This is a genomic window from Streptomyces olivaceus (assembly GCF_000721235.1).
In the GTDB taxonomy this organism is placed as follows: domain Bacteria; phylum Actinomycetota; class Actinomycetes; order Streptomycetales; family Streptomycetaceae; genus Streptomyces; species Streptomyces olivaceus.
The window spans coordinates 23870-48866 of record NZ_JOFH01000010.1; the positions used below are offsets into that span (position 1 = coordinate 23870).

General features: G+C 73.0%; 22 protein-coding genes and 1 pseudogene. 12 read left to right on the forward strand and 11 right to left on the reverse strand.

Going from position 1 to position 24997, the window contains the following annotated elements:
* The first annotated feature begins 97 nt into the window (after positions 1-97).
* Positions 98-1054 (forward strand): NAD(P)-dependent alcohol dehydrogenase, encoded by a 957-nt coding sequence (locus tag IG94_RS0112855; protein ID WP_031034834.1) that lies wholly within the window; start codon positions 98-100, stop codon positions 1052-1054.
* A gap of 129 nt (positions 1055-1183) precedes the next feature.
* The gene (hemB, locus tag IG94_RS0112860; RefSeq protein WP_031034835.1) at positions 1184-2176 is read left to right on the forward strand and encodes a porphobilinogen synthase; all 993 of its coding nucleotides are present in this window, start codon (positions 1184-1186) and stop codon (positions 2174-2176) included.
* 52 nt (positions 2177-2228) lie between these two features.
* Here the strand turns inward: hemB and IG94_RS0112865 are convergent, their stop codons facing one another.
* Entirely contained in the window at positions 2229-2957 is a 729-nt protein-coding gene (locus IG94_RS0112865) for a DUF4232 domain-containing protein (RefSeq protein WP_031034838.1), read from the reverse strand.
* A 220-nt stretch (positions 2958-3177) separates the two neighbouring features.
* Between IG94_RS0112865 and IG94_RS0112870 the strand changes: the two genes are divergently transcribed.
* Positions 3178-4551 carry a helix-turn-helix domain-containing protein gene (locus tag IG94_RS0112870; protein ID WP_031034841.1) on the forward strand — a complete coding sequence of 458 codons (1374 nt, stop codon included), beginning with the start codon at positions 3178-3180 and terminating at the stop codon, positions 4549-4551.
* Between the two features lie 100 nt (positions 4552-4651).
* Entirely contained in the window at positions 4652-5863 is a 1212-nt protein-coding gene (locus IG94_RS0112875; RefSeq protein ID WP_031034843.1) for an aminotransferase-like domain-containing protein, read from the forward strand.
* On the opposite strand, the gene IG94_RS0112880 is transcribed toward IG94_RS0112875, so the two are convergent.
* Together IG94_RS0112880 and IG94_RS0112885 are read right to left on the reverse strand one after the other, a co-directional pair.
* Complete coding sequence (locus IG94_RS0112880) at positions 5802-6800, reverse strand: helix-turn-helix domain-containing protein (protein ID WP_063763383.1); 999 nt, start codon at positions 6798-6800, stop codon at positions 5802-5804. The two genes, IG94_RS0112875 and IG94_RS0112880, sit on opposite strands and share 62 nt — an antisense overlap.
* Positions 6797-7627 (reverse strand): peptidoglycan-binding protein, encoded by an 831-nt coding sequence (locus IG94_RS0112885; RefSeq protein WP_031034847.1) that lies wholly within the window; start codon positions 7625-7627, stop codon positions 6797-6799. Before IG94_RS0112885 ends, IG94_RS0112880 begins: the two co-directional genes overlap by 4 nt.
* Positions 7628-7921: 294 nt before the next feature.
* Here IG94_RS0112885 and IG94_RS0112890 point away from each other — a divergent pair, with 294 nt between their 5' ends.
* Positions 7922-8305 (forward strand): peptidase inhibitor family I36 protein, encoded by a 384-nt coding sequence (locus IG94_RS0112890; protein WP_031034849.1) that lies wholly within the window; start codon positions 7922-7924, stop codon positions 8303-8305.
* 91 nt (positions 8306-8396) lie between these two features.
* Here IG94_RS0112890 and argS read toward each other — a convergent pair whose 3' ends face one another.
* Positions 8397-10157, reverse strand: a complete 1761-nt coding sequence (gene argS, locus IG94_RS0112895; RefSeq protein ID WP_031034850.1) for an arginine--tRNA ligase — start codon at positions 10155-10157, stop codon at positions 8397-8399.
* 190 nt (positions 10158-10347) lie between these two features.
* Here argS and lysS point away from each other — a divergent pair, with 190 nt between their 5' ends.
* Positions 10348-12093: a lysine--tRNA ligase gene (gene lysS / locus IG94_RS0112900; protein WP_031034852.1), complete on the forward strand. Its 1746-nt coding sequence runs from the start codon at positions 10348-10350 to the stop codon at positions 12091-12093.
* 131 nt (positions 12094-12224) lie between these two features.
* Here lysS and IG94_RS0112905 read toward each other — a convergent pair whose 3' ends face one another.
* The 3 genes from IG94_RS0112905 to IG94_RS0112915 form a co-directional block, all read right to left on the reverse strand.
* Positions 12225-13538 carry a DUF2637 domain-containing protein gene (locus IG94_RS0112905; protein ID WP_031034855.1) on the reverse strand — a complete coding sequence of 438 codons (1314 nt, stop codon included), beginning with the start codon at positions 13536-13538 and terminating at the stop codon, positions 12225-12227.
* Between the two features lie 89 nt (positions 13539-13627).
* Positions 13628-14473: a DUF3558 family protein gene (locus IG94_RS0112910; RefSeq protein WP_031034857.1), complete on the reverse strand. Its 846-nt coding sequence runs from the start codon at positions 14471-14473 to the stop codon at positions 13628-13630.
* A gap of 197 nt (positions 14474-14670) precedes the next feature.
* Positions 14671-15573 carry a hypothetical protein gene (locus tag IG94_RS0112915; RefSeq protein WP_031034859.1) on the reverse strand — a complete coding sequence of 301 codons (903 nt, stop codon included), beginning with the start codon at positions 15571-15573 and terminating at the stop codon, positions 14671-14673.
* Between the two features lie 220 nt (positions 15574-15793).
* Here IG94_RS0112915 and IG94_RS41675 point away from each other — a divergent pair.
* Positions 15794-15961 (forward strand): annotated as a pseudogene (locus tag IG94_RS41675) (RtcB family protein); the annotation flags it as partial.
* A 6-nt stretch (positions 15962-15967) separates the two neighbouring features.
* Here IG94_RS41675 and IG94_RS0112925 read toward each other — a convergent pair.
* From IG94_RS0112925 to IG94_RS0112935, 3 genes are all read right to left on the reverse strand, one after another.
* Positions 15968-16801, reverse strand: a complete 834-nt coding sequence (locus tag IG94_RS0112925; protein ID WP_031034862.1) for an LAGLIDADG family homing endonuclease — start codon at positions 16799-16801, stop codon at positions 15968-15970.
* Positions 16802-16958: 157 nt separating this feature from the next.
* On the reverse strand, positions 16959-17738 hold the full coding sequence (locus IG94_RS0112930; protein ID WP_031034864.1) for an SDR family NAD(P)-dependent oxidoreductase: 780 nt from the start codon (positions 17736-17738) through the stop codon (positions 16959-16961).
* Between the two features lie 53 nt (positions 17739-17791).
* Positions 17792-18130, reverse strand: a complete 339-nt coding sequence (locus tag IG94_RS0112935; RefSeq protein ID WP_031034865.1) for a YnfA family protein — start codon at positions 18128-18130, stop codon at positions 17792-17794.
* 116 nt (positions 18131-18246) lie between these two features.
* On the opposite strand from IG94_RS0112935, the gene IG94_RS0112940 reads away from it, so the two are divergent.
* The 4 genes from IG94_RS0112940 to IG94_RS0112955 all read left to right on the forward strand — a co-directional run bounded on the left by IG94_RS0112940 (position 18247) and on the right by IG94_RS0112955 (position 22327).
* Entirely contained in the window at positions 18247-19371 is a 1125-nt protein-coding gene (locus IG94_RS0112940; protein WP_031034867.1) for an LLM class flavin-dependent oxidoreductase, read from the forward strand.
* Complete coding sequence (locus IG94_RS0112945; RefSeq protein ID WP_031034869.1) at positions 19368-19994, forward strand: CE1759 family FMN reductase; 627 nt, start codon at positions 19368-19370, stop codon at positions 19992-19994. The genes IG94_RS0112940 and IG94_RS0112945 overlap by 4 nt, the downstream gene beginning before the upstream one ends.
* Positions 19995-20113: 119 nt before the next feature.
* Positions 20114-20845, forward strand: a complete 732-nt coding sequence (locus IG94_RS0112950) for a response regulator transcription factor (protein WP_031034873.1) — start codon at positions 20114-20116, stop codon at positions 20843-20845.
* Positions 20846-22327, forward strand: coding sequence for a sensor histidine kinase (locus tag IG94_RS0112955; protein ID WP_078892284.1), 1482 nt, complete (start codon positions 20846-20848; stop codon positions 22325-22327).
* 120 nt (positions 22328-22447) lie between these two features.
* Here the strand turns inward: IG94_RS0112955 and IG94_RS0112960 are convergent, their stop codons facing one another.
* Positions 22448-23893 carry an AfsR/SARP family transcriptional regulator gene (locus IG94_RS0112960; RefSeq protein WP_031034878.1) on the reverse strand — a complete coding sequence of 482 codons (1446 nt, stop codon included), beginning with the start codon at positions 23891-23893 and terminating at the stop codon, positions 22448-22450.
* 284 nt (positions 23894-24177) lie between these two features.
* On the opposite strand from IG94_RS0112960, the gene IG94_RS0112965 reads away from it, so the two are divergent.
* Positions 24178-24975, forward strand: a complete 798-nt coding sequence (locus tag IG94_RS0112965) for a macro domain-containing protein (RefSeq protein ID WP_224326542.1) — start codon at positions 24178-24180, stop codon at positions 24973-24975.
* Positions 24976-24997 lie beyond the last annotated feature (22 nt).

Here is a 24997-nt window from a genome sequence, read left to right on the forward strand (position 1 = left end):
AGTGGAGGGGGTCGTCCACTTACCGGCTTAGCGTGAGCGTAACAGCGGGCGTGCGCCACGTGCCGCGACTCCCGGACACGCAAAGGAACACCTGATCATGAGTGAGATGAACGCGGTTCTCTTCGACCGGTACGGCCCTCCCGAGGTGCTCCACGTCGCCCGGCGTCCGGTGCCCGCCGTCGGTCCCGACGAGGTGCTGGTGCGGGTGCGTGCCGTGGGCGTCAACGGGGGCGACCTGCTGGACCGGAAGGGGAAGGTGGGGCTGGTGACCGGCCGGGCCTTCCCCAAGGCCACCGGCATCGACTTCGCGGGCGAGGTGGCCCGGGTCGGTTCGTCGGTCGGCGGGGTGCGGGAGGGCGAGCGGGTGTGGGGGCTGCTGGGGCGGAAGACCGGCAGCATGGCCGAGTACGTCGCCGTCGGCCCGCGGCGGATCGCCGCCGCGCCGGAGGGCCTCACCCCGGAGGAGGCCGTCTCGCTGCTCGCGGGTGCGAGTACGGCGGTGACCGCGCTGCGGGACAAGGCCGGCCTGCAGCCCGGCGAGCGGCTTCTGGTGCGGGGCGGGAGCGGGGGCGTGGGCAGCGTCGCCGTGCAGGTGGGCAAGGTGCTGGGCGCGCACGTCGTGGCGCTGGCGGGCGGGGGCAACCTCGACTTCGTGCGGGGGCTGGGGGCCGACGAGGCGGTGGACTACCGGGGCGCTCCGCTGTCCGGGCTGGGACGGTTCGACGTCGTCCTCGACACGGTCGGGACCGGGCAGGCCCGGCTGCGGCGGCTGCTCGCGCCGGGCGGGCGCATGGTCGCCGTCACCGTCGACTTCGACCGGCCCCTCGCCGGGATCGCCGTCGTGCTCGGCTCCACCGTGCACGGCAGGGGCCGGATCCGCGCCTTCAGCGGCAATCCGGACAGCGCCCTGATCAGGGAGGTCGCGCGGCTCGCCGAGCACGGTGACCTCGTGCCGGTGGTCGACACCGTCCACGACCTGGACCGTGCCGCCGACGCCCACCGGGCACTGGAGGCCGGGGGAGTGCGCGGGAAGCACGTCGTCCGGATCGGGTGACCGGGGAGGGGGAGGACGGGAGGGGCGGGGCAGGGAGGGGGAGCAGGGTGTTCAGGGAGGCGGGCCGGGGCGTCCGGGCCGACTGGCCGTCGGCAAAGGCACGGGTGGGGCGGGCGTAGCGTAGGTGGTATGACGACGTACGGATCCTTCCCCGGCACCCGGCCCCGGCGGCTGCGGACCACCCCCGTGATGCGTCGGATGGTCGCCGAGACCCGGCTGCACCCCGCCGACCTCATCCTCCCCGCCTTCGTCCGCGAGGGCGTGCGCGAGCCGGTGCCGATCGCGGCGATGCCCGGCGTCTTCCAGCACACGCGGGACACGCTGAAGAAGGCCGCCGCGGAGGCGGTGGAGGCCGGCGTCTCCGGGATCATGCTCTTCGGCGTGCCGGAGGAGGGGAAGAAGGACGCCGCGGGGACGGCGGGCACCGACCCCGACGGGATCCTCCAGGTCGCGCTGCGCGACGTGCGGGCCGAGGTCGGGGACGAGCTGCTCGTCATGTCCGACCTGTGCCTCGACGAGTTCACCGACCACGGGCACTGCGGCGTGCTGGACGAACAGGGGCGGGTCGACAACGACGCCACCCTTGAGCGGTACGCCGAGATGGCGCAGGTCCAGGCCGACGCGGGCGCGCACATCGTCGGGCCCAGCGGGATGATGGACGGGCAGATCGGCGTCGTCCGGGACGCGCTCGACCAGATCGGGCGGGAAGACGTCGCGATCCTGGCGTACACCGTCAAGTACGCCTCGGCCTTCTTCGGGCCCTTCCGGGAGGCGGTCGGGTCCTCGCTCAAGGGCGACCGCAGCACCTACCAGCAGGACTACGCCAACGCGCGCGAGTCGATGCGCGAGTTGGCGCTGGACCTGGCGGAGGGGGCCGACATGGTGATGGTCAAGCCGGCCGGGCCCTACCTCGACATCCTCGCCAAGGTCGCCGACGCCGTGGACGTGCCCGTCGCCGCCTACCAGATCTCCGGCGAGTACTCGATGATCGAGGCCGCCGCCGAGAAGGGCTGGATCGACCGCGACCGGGCCATCCTGGAGGCACTCACCGGGATCAAGCGGGCGGGCGCGCGCAACATCCTGACGTACTGGGCGACCGAGGTCGCCCGCACGCTGCGCTGACCGACCTGTGCCGGCCCGCCGCGCACGGGGTGCGACGGGCCCGTGGACCCCTTCAGTACTCGAGCGCGTTCGCGGCGCTGGTCTGCCAGTAGGTGACCGTCAGGTCGTTGTCGACGTGCACGCCGCCGGAGGGAAGCTCGGCCCGGGCGATGGAGCCGTCCTCGAAGGGGATGGTCAGGGTGCTCACCTCGTGGCCGCCCTCCGCGCTGCCGTCGCCGGACGACAGCCGCACGCCCGCGTAGCCGGACTCGCCCGAGGCGAGCGTCGTCAGCGCCTGCGGCTTGCTGGACTCCGCGACCGGCGGCACCGACTGGGCCTCGCCGAACCGGGCCGCCGGGTACTGCGGCAGCGTGCACGTCTTCGAGCCGGTGTTGGTGGCGGTCAGCAGCAGGTGGTTGATCGGGCGGGGCGCGTTCTTCGCGGTGATCCGGACGTCGGACGCGGAGCACTTGCCGGGCAGGTCCGAGTCGGAGTCCGAACCGAAGCCGGAGTTCGAGTCCTTGCCACCGCCGGTGTTCTTGCCGGAACCCTCGCCCGAGCCGGAACCCGTCCCGGACCCCGACGCGTCGTCCTTACCGGCGGAACCGCTCGACCCCGCGCTGCCGGTGTCGTCCTTCGCGTCGTCCGAGGGCCCGGTGCTCTCGTCCGCCGACGCGGAGGACGAGGCCGGCTTCGGGGAGCCCGTGTTGAGCCCGTCGCCCTCGCAGGCCGTCAGGGAGAGCGCGGCCAGCGCGACCGTGGCGGCGGCGAACAGACGGGTACGGGTGGTGCGTGCGGACATGAAAGTTCCCCCTGGGAAGTGGAGTTCGGGTGAGCCGCTCGACCGTTCGCCGGGAGCGGCTGCTTGGATGGCCCTAGCTTGCGGCCGTGTCCGTCCCGGCCGCCAGCGACGGGGGAACATGCGGGACGATGGAACGCCGGGAACGCTCTGACCTGCGGGAACGGCGCCTTCCTGGGACACGGTACGGGGATGCGACAGGGTGCGAGGAGAGGGAGGAACGGTGGCGGGGGACGACTTCGCGGGCCTGCTGCGGGAGTTGAAGGAGCGGTCCGGACTCAGCTACGGGGCGCTCGGCAAGCGGCTGCACATGAGCGGTTCGACCCTGCACCGGTACGTCAACGGGGAGGTGGTGCCGGTGGAGTTCGCCCCCGTCGAGCGCCTCGCCCGCGCGTGCCGGGCGACACCCGGGGAACTGCTCGAACTCCACCGCCGCTGGATCCGCGCGGACGCGCTGCGCGGCGTCAAGAAGGGGGAGGAGAGCGAGGAGGGGGCCGGCAAGGACGGGACCGTCACGGACGGCACCGTCAAGGAGGAGGCCGTCGCGGAGAATGAGGGGGACTGCCCCGGCGGGGAGGAGGGCAACGAGCCCGCCGCGCCCGCCCCGCCCGCCGCGCCCGCCGTCCCGGACGCCCCGCTCGTACGGGACGCACCCGTCGCAGCCACCGCGCCCGCCGTATCCGTCCCGCCCCGCCGCCGCGTCCCGCGCGTCGCGCTGTACGCCGCGACCGGCGTCGTCGCCGTCAGTGCCGCCGTCGCGCTCGCGCTGAACCTCCTGGCCGACCCGGACGAGAAGGAGCACCACGGTCCGGCCGGGGCGGTCGCACAGAACTCCGCGCCGGAGTCCGAAGCCGCCACCGGATCGCCGTCCCCGAGCGGCAGCGAGACCTCGTCGCCGTCCGCGTCCGCGTCGGCCTCCGTGTCCGCGTCCGGCTCCGTCTCCGCGGCCCCGTCGGGCCCCGGCGCCGCCGGGCCGAGCCGCGAGGCACCCGACGACGGGCCCCTGTTCACCGTGTCGACCACCCCGTACCACTGGGACGTGCCCTGCGACCACGCCTTCCTGGTCGACCGCAGCCCGAAGAACGTGCCGAAGCCGCCTCCGCTGCAGGGCGCCGTCGGCTGGGCCGTCCCCCTCAAGGCGGTCTCCGCGAACCGGCAGATGGCCGTCCTCACCGTGCAGGGCACCGGAGCGGACACGGTCGTCCTGAACGACCTGCACGTCCGCGTGGTGAGCAGCGGACCGCCGCTGGACTGGAACCAGTACGTGATGGGCAACGGCTGCGGCGGCCAGGTCGACACCAAGGCCTTCGACGTCTCGCTCGACCTGGGCACCCCGCTGGCGACGCCGATCGGGGGGCAGCGGGACTTCCCGTACAGCGTCACCAAGAACGACCCCGAGGTCTTCTTCGTCAACGCGCACACCAGCGGCCACGACGTCAGCTGGTACCTGGAGCTGGAGTGGTCCAGCGGCGGCCGGCACGGCATCATGCGGGTCGACGACCACGGCCGGCCGTTCCGCACCAGCGCCTCCCGGGACGACTCCTACTACGCCTACCCCCTCGGCGGCAAAGGCTGGGAGCTGGTGGAGGGCGGCTGACGCGAGTGATGGCAGGGCGAGGGCGGGGCGGGCCCGTAGCACGGTGTCCGAATCGCGGAAAGTCTGTTGTAGGTGGCACGCACTTCCCTACGCTGCGGACATGACCGCGACCGAGACCCCGCCCATCGCCGCCACCGCCCCGCTGCCGCCGCTCGCCGCGCGGGCCCGGTCGATCGGCGGTTCGCCCGTACGGGACATCCTCGCCGTCACCGCCCGGCCCGAGGTGATCAACTTCGCGGGCGGGCTGCCGGCGCCCGAGCTGTTCGACGCCGACGGCATCGCCGAGGCGTACCGGGCCGTCCTCGCCGAGGAGCCCGCGCGGGCCCTGCAGTACTCCACCACCGAGGGCGAGCCCGCCCTGCGGGCCGCGCTCGCCGCCCGCACCTCGGCCCGCGGGCTCGGCACCGACGCCGACGACATCCTCGTCACCACCGGTTCCCAGCAGGCCCTGTCGCTCCTCGCCACCGCCCTGCTCGAACCCGGCGACACCGTCCTCGTCGAGAGCCCCTGCTACCTGGCCGCGCTCCAGGCGTTCGGCCTCGCGGGCGCCCGGGTGGTGGCCGTGCCCGGCGACGAGGACGGGATCGACCCGGAGGCACTGGAGGAACTGGTGGTGCGCGAGCGCCCCAAGCTGCTCTACACGGTCCCCACCTTCTCCAACCCCACCGGCCGCACCATGCCGGCCGCGCGCCGTGCCGCCGTGGCCGAGGTCGCCGGACGGTGCGGGCTGTGGATCGTCGAGGACGACCCGTACGGGGAACTGCGCTTCGAGGGCGAGCGGGTGCCGTGGATCGCCTCCCACGAGGGGGCCCGCGACCGGACCGTGCTGCTGGGCTCCTTCTCCAAGGTCATGGCGCCCGGCCTGCGCCTGGGCTGGCTGCGGGCGCCCGCCGAGCTGAGCCGGGCCTGCGCGGTCGCCAAGCAGGCCGCCGACCTGCACACGCCGACCGTCAACCAGCTCGCCGCCGCCCGCTACCTCGCCGACCGCGACCTGGACGCCCACGTCGCGCGCGTCGCCGCCGCCTACTCGACCCGGCGGGACGCCATGCTCGCGGGCCTCGCGGACGCCCTCCCGGCGGGGTCGGCGTGGACCCGGCCCGAGGGCGGCATGTTCCTGTGGGTCCGGCTGCCGGGCTCGTACGACACCACCGCCCTTCTGGCCGACGTCGTCCGGCACGACGTGGCGTACGTCCCCGGCGCCCCCTTCTACGCGGGCGAGCCCGACCGCGCCACACTGCGGCTGTGCTACGTCACCCAGACGCCGGACGAGATCGCCGAGGGGCTGCGGAGGCTGGGCGAGGCGTTGCGGTAGGCGCTGCGCTCCCCGCCGTACTCCGCTGCTCCGCGGGCGGGTCCGCGGTCTCGCGCCCGCCCACGCGGGCGTCCACGCACTCCCGTCCGGCGTCGGCCGCCGCGGGCCGGAAGCAGGCCCGGACGACGGTTCCGGGGCGGGCGGCGGTCATGACCGTATAGACGTAGGACTCGGTGTCGACCTGCCCCTCGACCTCCGCGCGGTGGGTCGGGCCGCCCGCCGCGATCTCCAGCCGGTCGCCGGTGCGCGTCCGCCACATCCGGGCCCAACTCGCCTCGCACCGGGGGCTGTAGCGCAGTTCCACCCGGGCTCCGGTGCTGGTGCGCTCCGTGGTGAGGGTGTCGGGTCCCGCCCCGCAGAACATGTGGATCGGGTCCTGGCCCTCGCAGGAGGCGCCCCGGCAGCGGGGGCCGGGGGCGGACGGTGCGGTGGGCGGGGGGTCCGAGGCACCCTGCCGGTCCGACAGCATGACGACTACCGCGGTGACGCCGCCGAGGGTGACGGCGCACACGGACGTCAGCACCGTCAGCAGGCGCTTCCGGTCCGGGCGCTCGGGGCGCTCCGGGCGGTCCGGGCGCTCATGGCGGTCCTGGGTCGGCTTCCGCGGCGGCTCGGGAGAAGGCGGTCCGGGCGACGACGGCGGTGGTCCGGACGAGGGCTGCGGGGTGGCGGGCGCCTCCGCCGCGCGTCCGCTCCACTGCGACTCCGCGATCTCCCACAGCGCCAGCAGCCGCCCCTCCGGCTCCCCGGCCAGCCGGCACAGGTCCTGCACCGCCCGGCGCGGGGGCAGGTTCCTGCCGTTGAGATAGCGCTCCCAGGACGACTTGCTGTACGGGGTGCGCTCAGCCAGCGCCGCCAGGCTCAGTCCCGTGCGTGTGCGCAGCTCCCGCAGCGCCGTGGCCAGGCGGGAGTGCTCCGGCGTCGCTTGGGGCGTCAATGCGGTGCCGCTCCCCGCAGCGCCCTCCAGGTGTGCGGGCCGACGATGCCGTCCACGACCAGACCGTCGCGCTGCTGGACGCGCTTGACCGCGCGCTGCGTCAGCGGTCCGAAGATCCCGTCGACCTCGCCCGGCGAGAGGCCCGCCCGGTCGAGCAGGCACTGGACCTCGGCCACCTCGGGACCGGCCTCGCCGAAGGCCACGAGGGCTTCCTGGGTACGGCTGTTGCCGGCGTACCAGTGGCCGTCCTCCCGCCGGACCCGGCACGTGTAAACGGGCTTGGAGCCGGAGGCCGACGCGGTGACCGGCGCGGCCGAGGCCGCCGCGGGGTGCCCGTCGGAGTCTTCGTCGCCGGAGCCGGAGGCGCCGGTGAACCGCACCGCCAGCAGGACGGCCGCGGCCACGGCCAGTACGAAGGCCACCGCGCCCGTGATCCGGACGGTGCGCGACCTGCGCGATACGGTCACCTCGTCGTGGTACCCGGCCTCGGAGGCCCCCGGGTGCTCCGGCCTGCCGGACTCCGCGGCCTCCTCGGGTGCCCCGGGCAGGGCGCCGCGCGTGCGCGGCCAGTGCTCGGAGGCGACCTCGTGCAGCGCGAGCAGCCGGGTCGGGTCCTCACCGGCGATCCCGGCCATCGCCTCGACGGCGTCCCGGGGCGGCAGGGACCGGCCGCCCAGATAGCGCTCCCACGACTTCGCGCTGTACCCCGTCTTGGCGGCCAGCTGCCGCATGCTCAGCCCGCCGTGATCCTTCAGCCGCCGTAATCGCACCACCAACTGGCGCACCCGCGGATCCAGTTCAGCGGGCAGCTCTTTCCAGCGCGACATGATCCCCCACTCGCGTCCGGGCTTGCTCGTCCGGTTCCCGTTCCCCCGGCCCCCATTCTGCCCCAGCGCCCACGACACGCACCGGACCGAGGTTCTCCCACCCTCCGGAATCGGCCATCCCGCCGTCCCGCCGTACGGACTTGGCGGACGGTGTCCCCGCAGGTCAGCGGGTGGGACGTCCCACGAGGGCGTCAGTTCGACGGCACCTGTGGCGGCTCCCGCCCCACGTCTCGCATGCTCATTGCCGAGCCGGTCCGCGGGGCCGGCCCGCTCAGACTGCGAAGGGGGAACCGCATGAACATCACGAGGAAGCTCGCCGTCGCGGCCACCGGTGTCGCGATGACCGGTGGCCTGCTGGCCGGGACCGCGGGCGCCGCCCAGGCCGCGCCGGCCGCGCCGACGGCCGCGAGCGACTGTCCGTCGGGCTGGTTCTGCGTCTGGTCCGGGAAGAACTACACCGGCCGGATGCAGAAGGTCGCGGGGGACAACGCGAACCTGACCCAGTTCGCGGTCTTCCAGGGCTTCAAGTCCTGGTACAACCACGGTGCGTCCTGTGACTACCGGTGGTACGGCGAGACCAACTACCGCGGCAACACCGCGGTCCTCAAGAGGGGCGTCAAGGGAACCGGCGACAAGGTCTGGCACCAGAAGTCCAACAAGTGGGTCAACTGCCGCTGAGGCACGGCCCCGAGCGGCCAAGCGGCCACCACACCAGCGCGGCCCGTCCTCCCACGGGGGAGGAGGACGGGCCGCGCGCTGTCGCAGGCGTTCAGAGCCGCTCGGGCGTCCTGATGCCCAGCAGGGCCATGCCCCGGTGCAGGGTGCGGGCCGTGACGTCGCACAGGAAGAGGCGGTTCTCCACCTGAGCCGGCGTCTCGGCCTTCAGGACCGGGCACTTGTCGTAGAACGACGTGTACAGCGACGCCAGTTGGTACAGGTACGCGGCCAGCTTGTGCGGGGCGTACTCCGCGGCCGCCTCGAAGACCGTGTTCCCGAACGCGTCCAGGTGCAGACCCAGCGCGCGCTCCGCCTCGTGCAGGGCCAGCTCCGGGTGGGCGGCGGGGCGGGCCTCGCCGGCCTTGCGCAGGATGGACCGGATACGGGCGTAGGCGTACTGCAGGTACACGCTGGTGTCGCCGTTGAGCGAGACCATCTGGTCCAGGTCGAACTTGTAGTCGCGGTTCGGCGACGTCGACAGGTCCGCGTACTTCACGGCCCCGATGCCGACCTGCGCGGCCCGCTCCTGGATCTCGTCCTCGGTGAGGTCCCGCGCCTTCTCCCGCACGACCTCCGCCGCCCGCTGCACCGCCTCGTCCAGCAGGTCCTCCAGGCGCACGGTCTCACCCGCACGCGTCTTGAAGGGCTTGCCGTCCGCGCCGAGCACCGTGCCGTAGCCCATGTTGTGCGCGGTGACGTCGTCGTTCAGCCAGCCCGCCCGGCGGGCCGTCTCGAAGACCATCCTGAAGTGCAGCGACTGGCGTACGTCGACCACGTACAGCAGCGTCGTCGCGTGCAGGTCCCGGACGCGGTTGCGGATCGCGGTGAGGTCGGAGGCCGCGTAGCCGAAGCCGCCGTCGGCCTTCTGCACGATCAGCGGGACCGGCTGGTCGTCCTTGCCGCGGATCTCGTCGAAGAACACCACGAGCGCGCCCTCGGAGCGCACCGCGACGCCCGTCTCCTCCAGGATGCGGGCGGTCTCGGGCATGCCCTCGTTGTACGCGGACTCGCCGACGATCTCGTCGTCGCGGATCTCCATGTCGAGCTTCTCGAAGACGGAGTTGAAGTAGACCTTCGACTCGTCCACGAACTGCTGCCACAGTCCGAGCGTCTCCTTGTCGCCGGACTGGAGCGCGACGACCCGCCTGCGGGCCCGCTCCTTGAACTCCTCGTCCGCGTCGAAGACCGCACGCGAGGCCTTGTAGACCCGGTTCAGGTTCGACATGGCCTGCTCGCCGTCGACGTCGCCGGCCGGGGCCAGCTCGCCGGGGTGCTCGAACAGGTACTGGATGAGCATGCCGAACTGGGTGCCCCAGTCGCCGATGTGGTGCCGGCCGATCGTCTTCTCGCCGGTGAAGTCGAGCATGGCGCGCAGGGCGTCGCCGATGACCGCGGAGCGCAGGTGGCCGACGTGCATCTCCTTGGCCACGTTCGGCTGGGCGTAGTCGACGACCGTGACGCCCGGGTCCTGCTTCGGCGGCACGCCGAGGCGCTCGCCGTCCGCGTGCCGTGCGGCGAGGTTCTGGACGATCGCGCGGTCGCCGAGGGTGATGTTGAGGAAGCCGGGCCCGGAGACCTCGACGTCCTTGATCAGCTCGTCGCCGGTGGTGATCCGCGCGACGACCTCGGCGGCCAGCTCCCGCGGATTCTCCTTGGCCTTCTTGGCCAGGGCGAGGATGCCGTTGGCCTGGTAGTCCGCCCGGTCGCTTCGTCGCAGCAGCGGGTCGGCGCCGGCGGCCTCCGGCCGGGTGGCCGTGAGGGCGGACGCGAGCTGCTGCTGGACGGAGTCGCTGAGGGACGTGACCGAGGCCATGGAGTGGATGCCGTTCTGCTCGGGTTCCGGAGTAGTACAGGAACCGAGTATCCCATGCGGTGAAAAGCGGTTTTCGCGGATGCGGGCCGGGCTGGGAGAATGGAGCGGTCAGCCGTGCGACCGCGCCGGCTGCCTCCGGGCCGGTTCCGGAGGGGTTTCAGGAAGTTTCAGTATTTTCAGGGAAGAGGACGTGCCGATCGTGGCCCAGAGCACCGAGACCACCGACTGGGTCTCCCGTTTCGCGGACGAGGTCATCGCCGAGGCGGAGCGCCGTGCCCCGGCCAAACCTGCTGTCGTCGTCGCGTCCGGACTCTCCCCCTCCGGCCCCATCCACCTGGGCAACCTGCGCGAGGTCATGACCCCGCACCTGGTCGCCGACGAGATCCGCCGCCGCGGCCACCGGGTGCGGCACCTGATCTCCTGGGACGACTACGACCGCTACCGCAAGGTGCCCGCCGGTGTCGCCGGCGTCGACGAGTCCTGGGCCGAGCACATCGGCAAGCCGCTGACCTCCGTCCCGGCCCCCGAGGGCTCCCCGCACCCGAACTGGGCCGAGCACTTCAAGGCCGCCATGGTCGACGCGCTCGCCGAGATGGGCGTCGAGTTCGACGGGATCAGCCAGACCGAGCGGTACACCTCCGGTGCCTACCGCGAGCAGGTCCTGCACGCCATGAGGCACCGGCAGGACATCGACGCGATCCTCGCCCAGTACCGGACCAGGCCGAAGGCCGCCGGCAAGAAGTCGCAGAAGCCCGTCGACGAGGCCGAGCTGGAGGCCGCCGAGGGCTCGGGCGCCGCCGCCGAGGACGACGGCAGCTCCGGCTCCGCCGGGTATTACCCGTACAAGCCGTACTGCGGCAACTGCGAGAAGGACCTGACGACCGTCACCGCCTACGACGACGACTCGACCGAGCTGACGTACGCCTGCACCGCGTGCGGCTTCTCCGAGACCGTCCGGCTGAGCGAGTTCAACCGCGGCAAGCTGGTCTGGAAGGTCGACTGGCCGATGCGCTGGGCGTACGAGGGCGTGGTGTTCGAGCCCAGCGGGGTCGACCACTCCTCGCCCGGCTCGTCGTTCGTGGTCGGCGGGCAGATCGTCGGCATCTTCGGCGGCGAGCAGCCCATCGGGCCGATGTACGCGTTCGTCGGCATCAGCGGCATGGCGAAGATGTCCTCGTCCAAGGGCGGGGTGCCCACCCCGGCCGACGCGCTGCAGATCATGGAGCCGCAGCTGCTGCGCTGGCTGTACGCCCGGCGCCGCCCGAACCAGTCCTTCAAGATCGCCTTCGACCAGGAGATCCAGCGGCTGTACGACGAGTGGGACCGCCTCGACGCCAAGGTGGCCGACGGCAGCGCCCTGCCCGGTGACGTCGCCGCCCACGCGCGCGCCGTCGGCACGGCCGCCGGTGAGCTGCCGAGGACGCCCAGGCCGCTGCCGTACCGCACGCTCGCCTCCGTCGCCGACATCACCGCCGGCCACGAGGACCAGGCGCTGCGCATCCTCGGCGAGCTGGACCCGGCCGACCCGATCACCTCCCTCGACCGGGCCCGGCCGCGCTACGACAAGGCCGAGGCGTGGATCAACACCCACGTCCCCGCCGACCAGCGCACCGTCGTACGCGGCGAGCCGGACGCCGAGCTGCTGAAGTCGCTGGACGAGCCGAGCCGGCAGTCCCTGCGGCTGCTGCTCGACGGGCTCGCCGACCAGTGGTCCCTGGACGGGCTCACCCACCTCGTCTACGGCGTCCCCAAGGTCCAGGCCGGGTTCTCCGCCGACGCCACGCCCAAGGAGCTGCCGCCGGAGATCAAGACCGCCCAGCGGACGTTCTTCGCGCTCCTCTACCACCTGCTCGTCGGCCGCGACACCGGCCCGCGCCTGCCCACGCTGCTCCTCGCGGTGGGACAGGAGCGGGTGCGGACCCTGCTCGGGGAGTGAGCGGGCGGCGGTGATCCGCCGCCACGGCGAACGAGCAGCCGCCTCTACGGCGAAGGGGGCGCCCGGCGAACACCGGGCGCCCCCTTCGCCGTACGCGGTGCCCTCGGGCGACGTCGCCGTACGCGGTGCCCTCAGGCGATGTGCTCGTCCTCCAGCTCCGCCGTGTGGCGCTCCTGGAAGCGCAGGACCATGCGCTTGGCCTCGGCGTCCGGGACGGAGACGCTGTAGGTCGCCTCGACGTCGTAGCTGAACTCGCGCGGGGTGGGGTAGCCGCTGCCGTTGTTGAGCGACTGCTTGAAGACCTGGTAGTAGTCGTCCTCGCTCGGGCCCTCGGGCTCCGCCGCGCCGCCGCCTTCGCCCAGCTCGCGGGTGCGGTGGGCGCTGACCGGTATCGGGAAGCTGCCGGTCTCCTCGGGGGAGGGCTCCTGCACGGGAGGCTCCTCCTCGAACTGCTGCCGGTACTGCTCGGCCCGCCGCTGCTCCGCTTCCCACAGGGCGTACTGGTCCGGGTCGTACGTGGGGTCGTAGCCGCCGTGGTACTCGACCGACTGCGGATCCCGGGCGTGCAGCCAGAGGTTCTGGTCCGGGCCCGGCTCGTTCCACTCCGGACCGGGCTGGGTCTCCTGCGGCCCCCGGGCCTCCAGTGGCCCCGCTTCAGGTCCCCCGCCGCCGGTCAGCTCGGGACGCTGCTCGGGTACGGGCGACGCCTGCTGATCCGCCGGCTCCGGCCGGGGCGCCGGCGGCAGCAGGGCCGGTTCGATGCCCGCCGCTGCCAGGCCCGACGGGGCGGTCTCGGCCAGCGGGACGCCGTAGCGGGCCAGACGCAGCGGCATCAGCGACTCCACGGGGGCCTTGCGGCGCCAGGCCCGGCCGAACCGGGAACGCAGCCGCGCCTGGTACACCAGCCGCTCCTGCTCCAGCTTGATGACCTGCTCGTAGGAGCGCAGCTCCCACAGCTTCATGCGGCGCCACAGCAGGAACGTCGGCACCGGGGAGAGCATCCAGCGGGTGAGGCGGACGCCCTCCATGTGCTTGTCGGCGGTGATGTCGGCGATCCGGCCGATCGCGTGCCGGGCGGCCTCCACGGAGACCACGAACAGGATCGGGATCACCCCGTGCATGCCCACGCCCAGCGGGTCGGGCCAGGCCGCCGCGCCGTTGAAGGCGATCGTCGCCGCCGTCAGCAGCCAGGCCGTCTGCCGCAGCAGCGGGAAGGGGATGCGGATCCAGGTCAGCAGCAGGTCCAGGGCCAGCAGCACGCAGATGCCCGCGTCGATGCCGATCGGGAAGACGTAACTGAAGTTCCCGAAGCCCTTCTTCAGCGCCAGTTCCCGCACCGCCGCGTACGAACCCGCGAAACCGATGCCGGCGATGATGACGGCGCCGAAGACGACCATGCCGATGAGAACGCGATGCGTCCGGGTCAGCTCTAGTGGCGCGGCCACCCGTACTCCCCTCCCAGTGCCTGTTGTTGCGCGCAACAGAGTGGCACATGTGTACGGGGAACGGGTGGCCGGTAGGTCGATACGGTCCGTCAGCTCGACTTCGACGCGGACGCGGAGGCCGACTCGGAACCCGCGCCGGAGGGCGCCGGCGAACCGCTCGACGCGCCACCGCCGCCCTCGGCCGGGCCGTTGGCCTTGGTCACCGCGGCCACGGCCTCCTTGGCCGCCTTCTGCGCGTCCTTGACCATGTCGTCGGCGTCCGGCGCCTTCTCGCCCGCGAGACCGGCACCGTTGTAGTCGAGGGTGACGACGACGTTCTCGACCCGCGCCACCACCGTCTGCTGCTTGAAGGTGCCTTCCTTCTTCTTCAGCTCGTAGCGCACCACCGAGGCCTCGTCGCCCGTGCCCTCGACCTGCTCGGTCTTGAGGCTCTTCGCGTCCTTCGTGGCCTGGGCGTCCTGCAGCTGCTTCTGGAAGTTGTCGTGCGCCAGCTTGTCGCCCGCGCCACGCGTCGCGTCCGACTCGAAGCGCAGCATCGACACGCTCAGCCAGCGGAACTGGGAGCCGTCCACACCGTTGTCGTCGAGGCTGTCCCAGGAGCAACCGGCACGGGTGGCGGTGTCGTTGGAGCCGCCCTCCTTGCCGGAGTCCGCCTTGGGCACCAGGTCCTTCAGCGACTTCTTCGCCAGCACCGAGCACGGCTCCGGAAGTTTTCCGTACGCCGCGGCCTGCACCGTCGGCGACGGGCTCGCGGACTCGGACGCGGCGGACTCCTTCGCGGCCTTGTCCTTGGCGTCGTCGGAGCCGGAGTCCGAGGAGCAGCCGGCTGCCACCAGCACGGCGGGGACGACGGCCGCGCAGACGAGGAGGCGGGTACGCCCCGCCGCTCGCCGCTCTCGCTTCTCTCGCTGGTCACGCTGGGCTCGAAGCTGCATGGTTCCTTCACTCGTGGTACTCGGCACACTCGTATCGACTCAAGCCGACCGGAGCCGACTCGTGTGACTTGTGTGACTCGTGTGACTCGTGGTTCTGCGTTCGGAACGGGTCCGAGGGGCCACGGTACGCGGTGAAGAAATCGTGCGGACGCCCTTCCGGCGCCCCGCGCCCGGACGCCCGGGAGCCCCGGGCGGGTTCAGCCGCCGAGCGAATCCGCCAGCTGGGAGGCGAGTTTCCGGGCCATGTCCTGCATTTCCTCGCTGTCCGGCACGACTCCGAGCGTCGCCGACTGCTCCGCGTACTCGATGGTCACCACGACGTTCGACGTGCGGAACGCCACAGTCACCGTGCGCCGCTTCGCCGTCGAACCGGACGCGCTCAGCTCGTCGTCCACGAACGCCTCGTCGCCCAGGTCGTCGAGGAGCCGGGGCTGCAGTTCGGCCGACGGGCCGGACGACGCGTCACCCGTGGCGGACCCGGACGCGGACCCCGACGCCGACCCCGACGCCGATCCGGACGGCGGCCCGGAGGACGCGCCGGGTGAGGCGGTCGCGGACGGCGCCCCGGACTCGGACGCGGCACCGGACTCCGGCGCGAAACCCGACTCCGACTCGGGAGCCGACTCCGAGCCCGACTCCGAGACGACCGGCTCGGGCAGGTCGGCCGCCTCCACCTGCTGTGCGAAGAGCTGCTCCGCCTGGTCGTCGTCGCTCACCGCGTTGTCGTACGACACCACCCGCTCGAAGTCGACGGAGAGGTGGTCGGTGGCGTCGGCCGACTCGACCTTCCAGCTGCAGCCGACCTTGCGGTCCGTGTCGTACGCGAGCGTCGGCTCACCCGCGTACGCCTTCTCGCGCTGCTCCTCGTCGGTGATCTCCTCGATGCCGGGCAGGAGCGCGTCGAGCGTCTTGTCCCCGACCACGCCGCACGGCTCCGGGAGGGTGCGGTACCTGCCGGGCTCGGCCGCCTCGGTGGTGACCCCGGGCTGCCCGGGGTTGGAGTCGTCCGCGGTGGCGCCGTCGCCCGAGCCGCCGGTGCAGCCGGCCAGCACCGCCGCGAGGAGGGCGGCGATGCCGGGTACGTAGGCCTTCCGCTGCACGGTGCGGCTCCTCTCGCCGGGTGGCTGTGGTTCGGGACTCCAGTGTCCCCGCTGGTTATTCGCTTGCCGCACGGGGTCGCCCCCTGCAGACAATGTGTATCGCACGCGCTGCCGTGAACGCCGGTCGGCCATCCGTTTCACCGCCATTGGTGCCGGTTTTGCGTTGTGCCGCTTATGCCTGCCTTGCGGGTAACTGTCTTACGGGGAAATGGGGGACGTCATGTCGTACGTGGAGATGCCGGGTGCGAAGGTGCCGATCCGGATGTGGACCGACCCGGCGGGGGTCGAGGAAGGCGCGCTGCAGCAGCTGCGCAACGTCGCGACCCTGCCGTGGATCAAGGGCCTGGCGGTCATGCCGGACGTCCACTACGGCAAGGGCGCGACCGTCGGCTGCTCACTGCTTGCTGGGCAAGGGGACTTGGCCGGAGCGGAGGCGCCACATACGAAGGTTGCAGCTCTGCGGCGTCCTGTCGAGCACGTCGGCGGCCGCAGTGGGGCTGTTCAGCTTCAGCAGGATTCGGTCCTCGGTCTCGTTCCAGCGGCGCGCAGTGTGTGCGGCTCTCATGCCAGCTGGACGGACCCAGGTGGCGAGTGAGCCGGCAGCCGAGCGCTTGCGTTCCAGGGACAGGCAGCCGGGGTAGTACAGGTCAGCTGCCAGGTGTTGAGCCGCTTCCATGGTGTACAGGACGTTGTAAATGCCGTCCCGTGTGTTGCGCTTAATGGTTCGTTGGGTTCCGGTCACCTTCTTGGCGTAGTCGCACAGGTAGTGTCCGATGGCCGTACTGGTCGTCGTGAGGGAAATGAAGGGCAATCCCTTGCCGGTGTAGCCCACCGATCCGTCGGCGTCGATGACTCCTCGGAGATAGTCACGTCCGGAGAAGCTGCTCCGCGGCGGTGCGATCAGCGCTGACTTCCGCCCATGGGGAAGCCCAAGGTCGTGCAAAGTCGTCCTGGCCGCGAGGGAGTACAGCGTCCAGGTGGCCGAGGTGTATGCCGCGGCGAAGTTCGTAGATCTGGTGCGCTCGGTAATGGTGCTGTTGTACGGCGTGAGCGCGCGGAACTGGTGCAGAAGTTCGACATCCCGCGCGGAGAGTTCAACTCTCAGCTTGCCTTTCTGCCCAGCACCTTGCTCGAGATGCCCGTCGGCTTGCAGGAAGCCGAACATGTACGAGTACTCCGGGACCCTCAGGTCCATGAACTGTCGACCGCTAGGCTTGCGTTCAGCCACAGGGAAGCCCTACTTCCTTGTTGGTCAGGTCCTCGGCCAGGACAGGCATCCCGGCCGTGGACCGTCACGTTGAGCGTTGTGGCGCGAGCCTAGATCTCCAGTTCCATCGCTGTTCGCGTAATCGAAGGTGCGTCACCCCTGCGAGTTACCTACCGTCTCAGCCCTCCCGGTGCACCTTCGTGTTCGAGGCCTGGGCGCGGGGGCGGACGACCAGGAGGTCGATGTTGACGTGGGCGGGGCGGGTGATCGCCCACGTGATGGTGTCGGCGACGTCGTCGGCGGTCAGGGGCTCGGCGACGCCCTGGTAGACCTTGGCCGCCTTCTCCGTGTCGCCGCCGAAGCGGGTCAGGGCGAACTCGTCGGTCCTGACCATGCCGGGCGCGACCTCGACGACGCGCACCGGGCGGCCCACGATCTCCAGGCGCAGGGTCTCGGCGAGGACGTGTTCGGCGTGCTTGGCGGCGACGTAGCCGGCGCCGCCCTCGTAGGTGCCGTGGCCGGCGGTGGAGGAGACGACCACGACCGTGCCGTCGCCGCTCGCCTCGAGGCGGGGGAGCAGGGCCTGGGTGAGGTTGAGGGTGCCGAGGACGTTCGTCTCGTACATGCGGCGCCAGTCCTCGGGGTCGCCGGTGGCCACCGGGTCGGCGCCGAGCGCGCCGCCGGCGTTGTTGACCAGGACGCCGATCGTTTTGAACGCCGTGGCGAACTCGTCGACGGCCGCGCGGTCGGTGACGTCCAGCGGATAGGCCGTCGCCTGGTGGCCGGCCGCCTGGATCTCCTCGGCCAGTGCCTCGATGCGGTCCTTGCGGCGGGCGGTGAGGACGACGCGGTAGCCGGCGGCGGCGAGCTGCCGGGCCGTGGCGGCGCCGATGCCGCTGCTCGCGCCGGTGACGACGGCGATGCGGGAGGCGGCGGACGGGGCGGCTGCGGGGGCCATGGACTGCTCCTGGGTGCTCACGGGGGCGGTGTGGCGGTCGCCGCCCAGGGTAGTCAGCCGCCGTTGCGCGGCGCCCACATGATCACGGCCATCCCGGCGAGGCAGACCAGGGCCCCGGTGACGTCCCAGCGGTCGGGGCGGTAGCCGTCGGCCACCATGCCCCAGAGGATCGAGCCGGCCACGAAGATCCCGCCGTACGCGGCGAGGATGCGGCCGAAGTGGGCGTCGGGCTGGAAGGTGGCGACGAATCCGTAGGCGCCGAGGGCGAGGACGCCGCCCGCCGCCCACAGCCAGCCGCGCTGTTCGCGCACCCCCTGCCAGACCAGCCAGGCGCCGCCGATCTCGAACAGGGCGGCGACGACGAACAGGGCGGCGGAGCGGAGGACGAGCATGCGGGCAGCTTCGCACGGGCCGCCGGGCGGGGCCGGGCCGCGGGTCGGAATAACGGTCGGGGGGCTTTCGTTTGCCGGTATAGTTGAACCGTAAACAACTTGGAGGTTGAGCGATCATGCAGTTCGGCATCTTCAGCGTCGGCGACGTCACGCCCGACCCGACCACGGGGCGCACGCCGACCGAGCGTGAGCGCATCAAGGCCATGGTCGCCATCGCGCTCAAGGCCGAGGAGGTCGGGCTCGACGTCTTCGCGACCGGCGAGCACCACAACCCGCCCTTCGTGCCCTCGTCGCCGACGACCATGCTCGGCTACATCGCGGCCCGCACCGAGCGGCTGGTCCTGTCCACCTCCACCACCCTGATCACCACCAACGACCCGGTGAAGATCGCCGAGGACTTCGCGATGCTCCAGCACCTGGCCGACGGCCGGGTGGACCTGATGATGGGGCGCGGCAACACCGGGCCGGTCTACCCCTGGTTCGGCAAGGACATCCGCGAGGGCATCAACCTCGCCGTCGAGAACTACAACCTGCTGCACCGCCTGTGGCGCGAGGACGTCGTGAACTGGGAGGGCACGTTCCGTACGCCTCTCCAGGGCTTCACCTCCACCCCGCGTCCGCTGGACGGCGTCGCGCCCTTCGTCTGGCACGGCTCCATCCGCTCCCCGGAGATCGCCGAGCAGGCCGCGTTCTACGGCGACGGCTTCTTCCACAACAACATCTTCTGGCCCGCCGACCACACCAAGCGCATGGTCGAGCTGTACCGGGCCCGGTACGCCCACTACGGCCACGGCACGCCCGAGCAGGCGGTCGTCGGCCTCGGCGGCCAGGTGTTCATGCGGCGGAACAGCCAGGACGCGGTGCGCGAGTTCCGCCCGTACTTCGACGTCGCGCCGGTCTACGGGCACGGGCCGTCACTGGAGGACTTCACCGAGCAGACGCCGCTGACCGTCGGCTCGCCGCAGCAGGTGATCGAGAAGACCCTCGCCTTCCGCGACTACGCCGGTGACTACCAGCGCCAGCTGTTCCTGATGGACCACGCCGGGCTGCCCCTGAAGACCGTCCTGGAGCAGCTCGACCTGCTGGGCGAAGAGGTCGTGCCGGTGCTGCGCGAGGAGTTCGCCAAGGGCCGCCCGGCGACCGTGCCGGACGCCCCGACCCACGCGTCGCTGCTGGCCGGGAAGGCCGGGAAGGGTGCGAAGGCCGCGACGGCCGCCGACGAGGAAGGAGTGCGGGTATGAGGCTCGTCGTCGTCTCCGCGGGGCTGAGCGTGCCGTCCTCCACCCGGCTGCTCGCCGACCGGCTCGCGGCCGTCGCCGCAGCCGACCGCGCCGCCGGGGAGCCGGCGGCCGAGGTCCGGGTGATCGAGCTGCGGGACCTCGCCGTCGACATCGCGCACACCTTCACCACCGGCTTCCCCGCGCCGCCGCTCGCCGACGCGTTCGCGGCGGTTGCCGGGGCGGACGGCGTGATCGCGGTGACGCCGGTGTTCTCGGCGTCGTACAGCGGACTGTTCAAGTCGTTCTTCGACGCGCTGAGCGTCACCGACGAGGACGCCCTGACCGGGACGCCCGTGCTGATCGGCGCGACCGGCGGCACCGCCCGGCACTCCCTGGTGCTGGACCACGCGCTGCGGCCGCTCTTCGCCCACCTGAAGGCCGTCGTCGTCCCGACCGGCGTCTACGCCGCCTCCGAGGACTGGGGCGCCGAGGGCCTCGACGCCCGGATCGAGCGGGCCGCGGGGGAGCTGGCGGCGCTCGCGGCGGGGCTCTCCACGGCGCGTGCGCCGCGGCCGGCGCGGGACTCCTTCGAGGAGGTCACGCCGTTCGCGGAGCGCCTGGCGGCGCTGCGGCCCGGCGGGTGAGACCACGGTGAGACGGGTGAGACCACGGTGAGACGGGTGAGACGGGTGAGACGGGTGAGACCACGGTAAGAAGCGGGGCCCTCCGGCCGCCGGGCCGTCGGCCTTGGCAGACTGGGCGGGTGCCCCGGACTGTTCTGCTCGCCGAAGACGACCGCGCCATCCGGCACGCCCTGGAGCGCGCCCTGACCCTGGAGGGGTACCGGGTCACCGCGGTCGCCGACGGCGTCGAGGCGCTGGCGCAGGCGCACCGCGGGCGGCCGGACGTCCTGGTCCTCGACGTGATGATGCCGGGCGCCGACGGCCTCCAGGTCTGCCGGGCGCTGCGCGCCGAGGGCGACTCCACGCCGATCCTGATGCTGACGGCACTGGTGGAGACCGCCGACCGGATCGCGGGCCTGGACGCGGGCGCCGACGACTACGTCGTGAAGCCCTTCGACGTCGAGGAGGTCTTCGCCCGGCTGCGCGCCCTGCTGCGCCGCACCGACCGCACGGAACCCGACGCCGCGGCCGGCGCCCCGGGCTCCGACGCGGCGGACGCCGAGCGGGCCGCCCCGGAGCTGACCGCCGAGGGGCTGCGCGTGGACCCGCAGGCCCGCCGCGCCTGGCGGGGCGGACGCGAGCTGGAACTGACCCGCACCGAGTTCGAGCTCCTGGAACTGCTGGTCCGCAACGCGGGCATCGTGCTCGACCACTCCACGATCTACGACCGCATCTGGGGCTACGACTTCGGGCCCGGCTCCAAGAACCTCGCCGTCTACGTCGGGTACCTGCGCCGCAAGCTCGACCAGCCGGGCGCCCCGCAGCTGATCCAGACGGTGCGCGGCGTCGGTTACGTGCTGCGGGCGGACTGAGTGGGCGCCGCCCCGTACGGGCACCGGCCCCGGCTGCTGTCCCTGCGGACGACGTTCGCGGTGTCCTTCGCGACGATCACCGCCGTGGTCACGGTCCTGGTGGGAGGGCTGTCGTACAACGCGGCGGCGCGGCTGGTCCGGGTGGACCAGGAGTCCGTCTTCGAGGGGGCCGTCCAGGACCTGCGGGCCGAGGTGCGCCGGCAGCGGCTGACGCCCGACGACTTCACCTCCTCCGCGCCCGGCCACGACATCGTGCGCCCCGCCCGCACCGACGTGCAGATCCTCGGTCCCGGCGGCGCGGTCCTGGACCCGGCGCGGCCCCGGCTGCCGGTGACCGACGCGGACCGGCGGACGGCGGGCGCGGACCCGGCGGGGCGGGTGGTGCAGCACGACGACGTCGGCGTGGGCCGCGACGTCTTCCGGGTCGGGACCGTCTCCCTGGGCGGCGGCCGGGGCGCGGTGCAGGTGGCGCAGGAGTTCAGCGACACCGAGGACCTGCTGCGGGCCCTGCAGCAGCGGACGCTGCTCCTGATGGCGGCGGTGGTGCTCGCCGCGGGCCTGTTCGGCTGGTGGCTGGCCCGGCGCATCACCCGGCGCCTGGTGGTCCTCACCTCCGCCGCCGAGAAGGTCGCCCGCACCCGCAGGCTCGGCGTCCAGGTCCCGGTCACCGGCCCCGACGAGGTGGGCCGCCTCGGCCGCGCCTTCGACCTGATGCTGGGCCGCCTCGCCCAGTCGGAGGAGGACCAGCGGCGCCTGGTCCAGGACGCGGGCCACGAGCTGCGGACGCCGCTGACCTCGCTGCGCACCAACATCTCCCTGCTGCGCCGGATCGACGAACTCCCGCCCGGCGCCCGCGAGGAACTCGTCGCGGACCTGGGCCAGGAGGCCCGGGAGCTGACCGACCTGGTCAACGAACTGGTCGAGCTGGCGGCCGGCCAGGCCGAGGGCGAGCCCGCCCAGCCGGTCGACCTGGCCCGCATCGCACGGGACGTGGCGGCGCTGGCCCGGCGCCGCACCGGCCGCGAGATCGGCGTACGGGCCTGCGGCGAGACCACGGCGGACGGGCGGCCCGCCCTGCTCACCCGGGCGATCTCCAACCTGGTCGAGAACGCCGCGAAGTTCGACCCCGGCGGCACCGGCCCCATCGAGGTCGCCGTCGCCGGGCCCGCCGTACGGGGCACCGTCCGCGTCGAGGTCCTCGACCGCGGACCCGGCATCGGCGACGCCGACCTGAACCGCGTCTTCGACCGCTTCTACCGCACCGCCGACGCCCGCTCCCGGCCCGGTTCGGGCCTCGGCCTGTCCATCGTGCGCGAGGTGGCCCTGGCCCACGGCGGCGCGCCCTTCGCCCGCCGGCGGGACGGGGGCGGCTCGGTGATCGGCTTCACGGTGGGCGCGGTCCCGGCCGACGACGAAACGGAGCCCACCGGGGACGACGGCCCCGGGTACGGGCACGAGGGCGGGGACGCGGGCCGGGCATGACGCCGTAGGGACCGGATGCGGTGGGCCGGGCGGGACCTCGTAGGGCCCGGAAGCGGTTCGGAAGCGGTGGGCCGGTGGTGCCGGAAGCGGCGGCGCCGGTGGGCTGGGGGCATGTCTGCGTCACCGGCGTCCGTGCGCCCCACCGCCCTCGCCGGCGCCGGCACCGGTGTCCTGGCCCCCGGTGCCGGCGCCGACGTCGGTGCTGGTGCCGGTGAGGGCGCGGGCGGGCGGGGAGGTGCGCAGGTAGGTGCCCAGCGCCGACAGGTCGGTGCGCTCCAGGTCGGCCGGGCGGATCACGACCCGCAGCTCGGGCGCGGTCGTCGGCTCCCGGCGGCAGTGCGCGGCGAAGCTCTCCACGATCATCAGCAGCAGCTGCGTACGGTCGAGTTCCACGATCCGGGCCAGCCCCGAGCCGACGAGGGCGACCGCGACCGGCTTGTACATGCCGTACCGGGCGACGGCCGGCCAGAGGGCGTCCAGGCTCGCCCGCAGGTCGGCCGGTGCCGAACGGGCGACGAGGTCGTTGCCGAGCCGGGAGTAGGCGACGGCGAAGACCCGGCGGCCGTCCACCGCCAGCGGGACGGTGGTGCCGAGGGGATAGCGGACCCGGCGGCCCCGCGGCTTGTCCTGGGGACGTTCCGTGCGCAGCGGCGTGAAGGCCCGCAGCCCGGCCTGGATCCGGTCGTCCAGCAGCCGGCGTTCGCCGCCGAACAGCCGCTGGACCAGCTGCCCCTGCACGCTCTCCCGGCTGATCACCAGGTCCTGCTCGGTCGCCGTGTCGAAGGTGTCGGTGAACCCGACCACGAGATTGGCGTCGGCCTGGTCGAACAGGTCGCCCCGCACGACCACGAGGTCCGTGCCGCCGGGGAACGGCTGCCGCAGCAGCTCCCGGCCGTGCCGCTCGCGCAGCCGGGCCCGCAGGGCGCCGAGCAGGTCGGCGACGTCCTGGTCGTCCGGCCGCTCCCGGGCCATGCGTTCGGCGACCGGCAGGGCGAGGTCGTGGCGGCCCAGCTCCATGCGGCTGCGGATCAGCTGCCGGCGGGCCGTCTCGTGCAGGGCGGCGAGCCGGCGGACCAGCGGGCGGGCGAAGTCCTCGTCGCCCGCCTCCACCAGCGGCCGGCCGCGGACCAGGGCGAGCGCCGCCGCCAGCCGGTCGGCGGCCGACGCGGGGGCGGCGAGCAGCGCGGAGTTGACGAGGTCGGTGAACTCCGAGCTGTCCAGCTCCTCGGGCCCGAGCACCAGCCGGTACGCCGTCTCGGGCACCGGTGCGGCCAGGGACTGCTCGGTGCGCAGCACCCGGGCCGCGTCACCGCGCTGGGCGGGATCGAGGGCGCGGCGCAGTTCCAGGACGCGCTTCTGCACCTCGTTGCGGCGGCGCTGCGACTGGCGCGGCCCGTCGTCGTCGAGGGCCCACACGTCCCGGTGCAGCCGGCGGACCGGTACGGGCTCGCCCTCCGCCGCCACCAGGCGCACCAGCAGCCGTGTCGTCAAGGGGGTCAACCGGGCGGGCACGCCGTCCACTTCGAGCCTGGCCGGACCCAGGACGCTGACACGGATGCGCGCCATACAAGTGGTCTCCACTCGTTTCACCCTGCCCCGCCCGATGGTCGCGGGGGAGGTTCCGGCAGCGTATCAATTGTCCGTTTGGGGGAGTTGTGGATTCGGCTGGTTCGCGTGGGGCCGGTCCGGTGGTCCGTCCGGCGCGGGGGAGCGGGCGGCTGAGGGCCGGGAGCGGGCGCGGTGCGCGACGGTGGCGGCGTACGGCCGGGCGGCGGGCTCCGTTCGGCGGGGCGCGGAGCCGCAGGCTGTTCGCCGGCAGTGTGATGGCGGCCTTCGGCGGGGTGTCCGCGGTGCTCCAGTTCGTGGGGCAGCTGTGGCCCGAGGCGATCCCGGGCCCGGCGCCGGTGGCGGCGGCCTCGGTGCTGCTCTGCCTCGCCTGGGCCGTGGCGCGCAGCCGCCCGACGGTCTCCGTGCACCAGGAGTTCACCCGGCCGCGGATGACGGTGGGTGTGGCGCCGGGCGACCTCTTCGAGGAGTCCGCGCACCTGGTCGTCGGGTTCTGCGACACCTTCGACACGGACGTCAGCGACGGCGTCGTCATCAGCGGCGAGAGCGTGCAGGGGCAGCTCCTGGAGCGCCGGTACGAGGGCGACGTACGGCGGCTGGACGAGGAGCTGTACGCCGCGCTGGGCGGGGCCGTGCCGGTGGCGACGGAGGCTCGGCGGGACAAGCCGTACGGCAAGCTCGACCGCTATCCCGTCGGCACGGTGGCGGTGCTCGGCAGCCGGCCCCGGCTGGTCTTCGGCGTGGCCTACAGCCGGCTCGGCAACGACTGCGTGGCACGGTCGGGCACGGAGGAGCTGTGGCTGAGCCTGGGCCGCGTGTGGGACGCCGTGTACCGGCACGGGCAGCTGGACCGGGTGGCGGTGCCGCTGATCGGCTCGGGGCTGTCCCGGCTGCACGGTCTCGACGAGGAGAGCCTGCTGCGCCTGATCCTGCTCTCGTTCATCACGCACTCCCGGGAGCGGGTGATCTGCCGCGAGCTGCGCGTCGTGCTGCGCCCCGCCGAGCTGGAGCGGGTGGACCTGGCGGAGGTCGCGGCCTTCCTCCGGGTGCTGGCGGCGGCGGACGGCGGCGGTGCCGGGTAGGGCCGCCGGGCCGCGGCGGTGC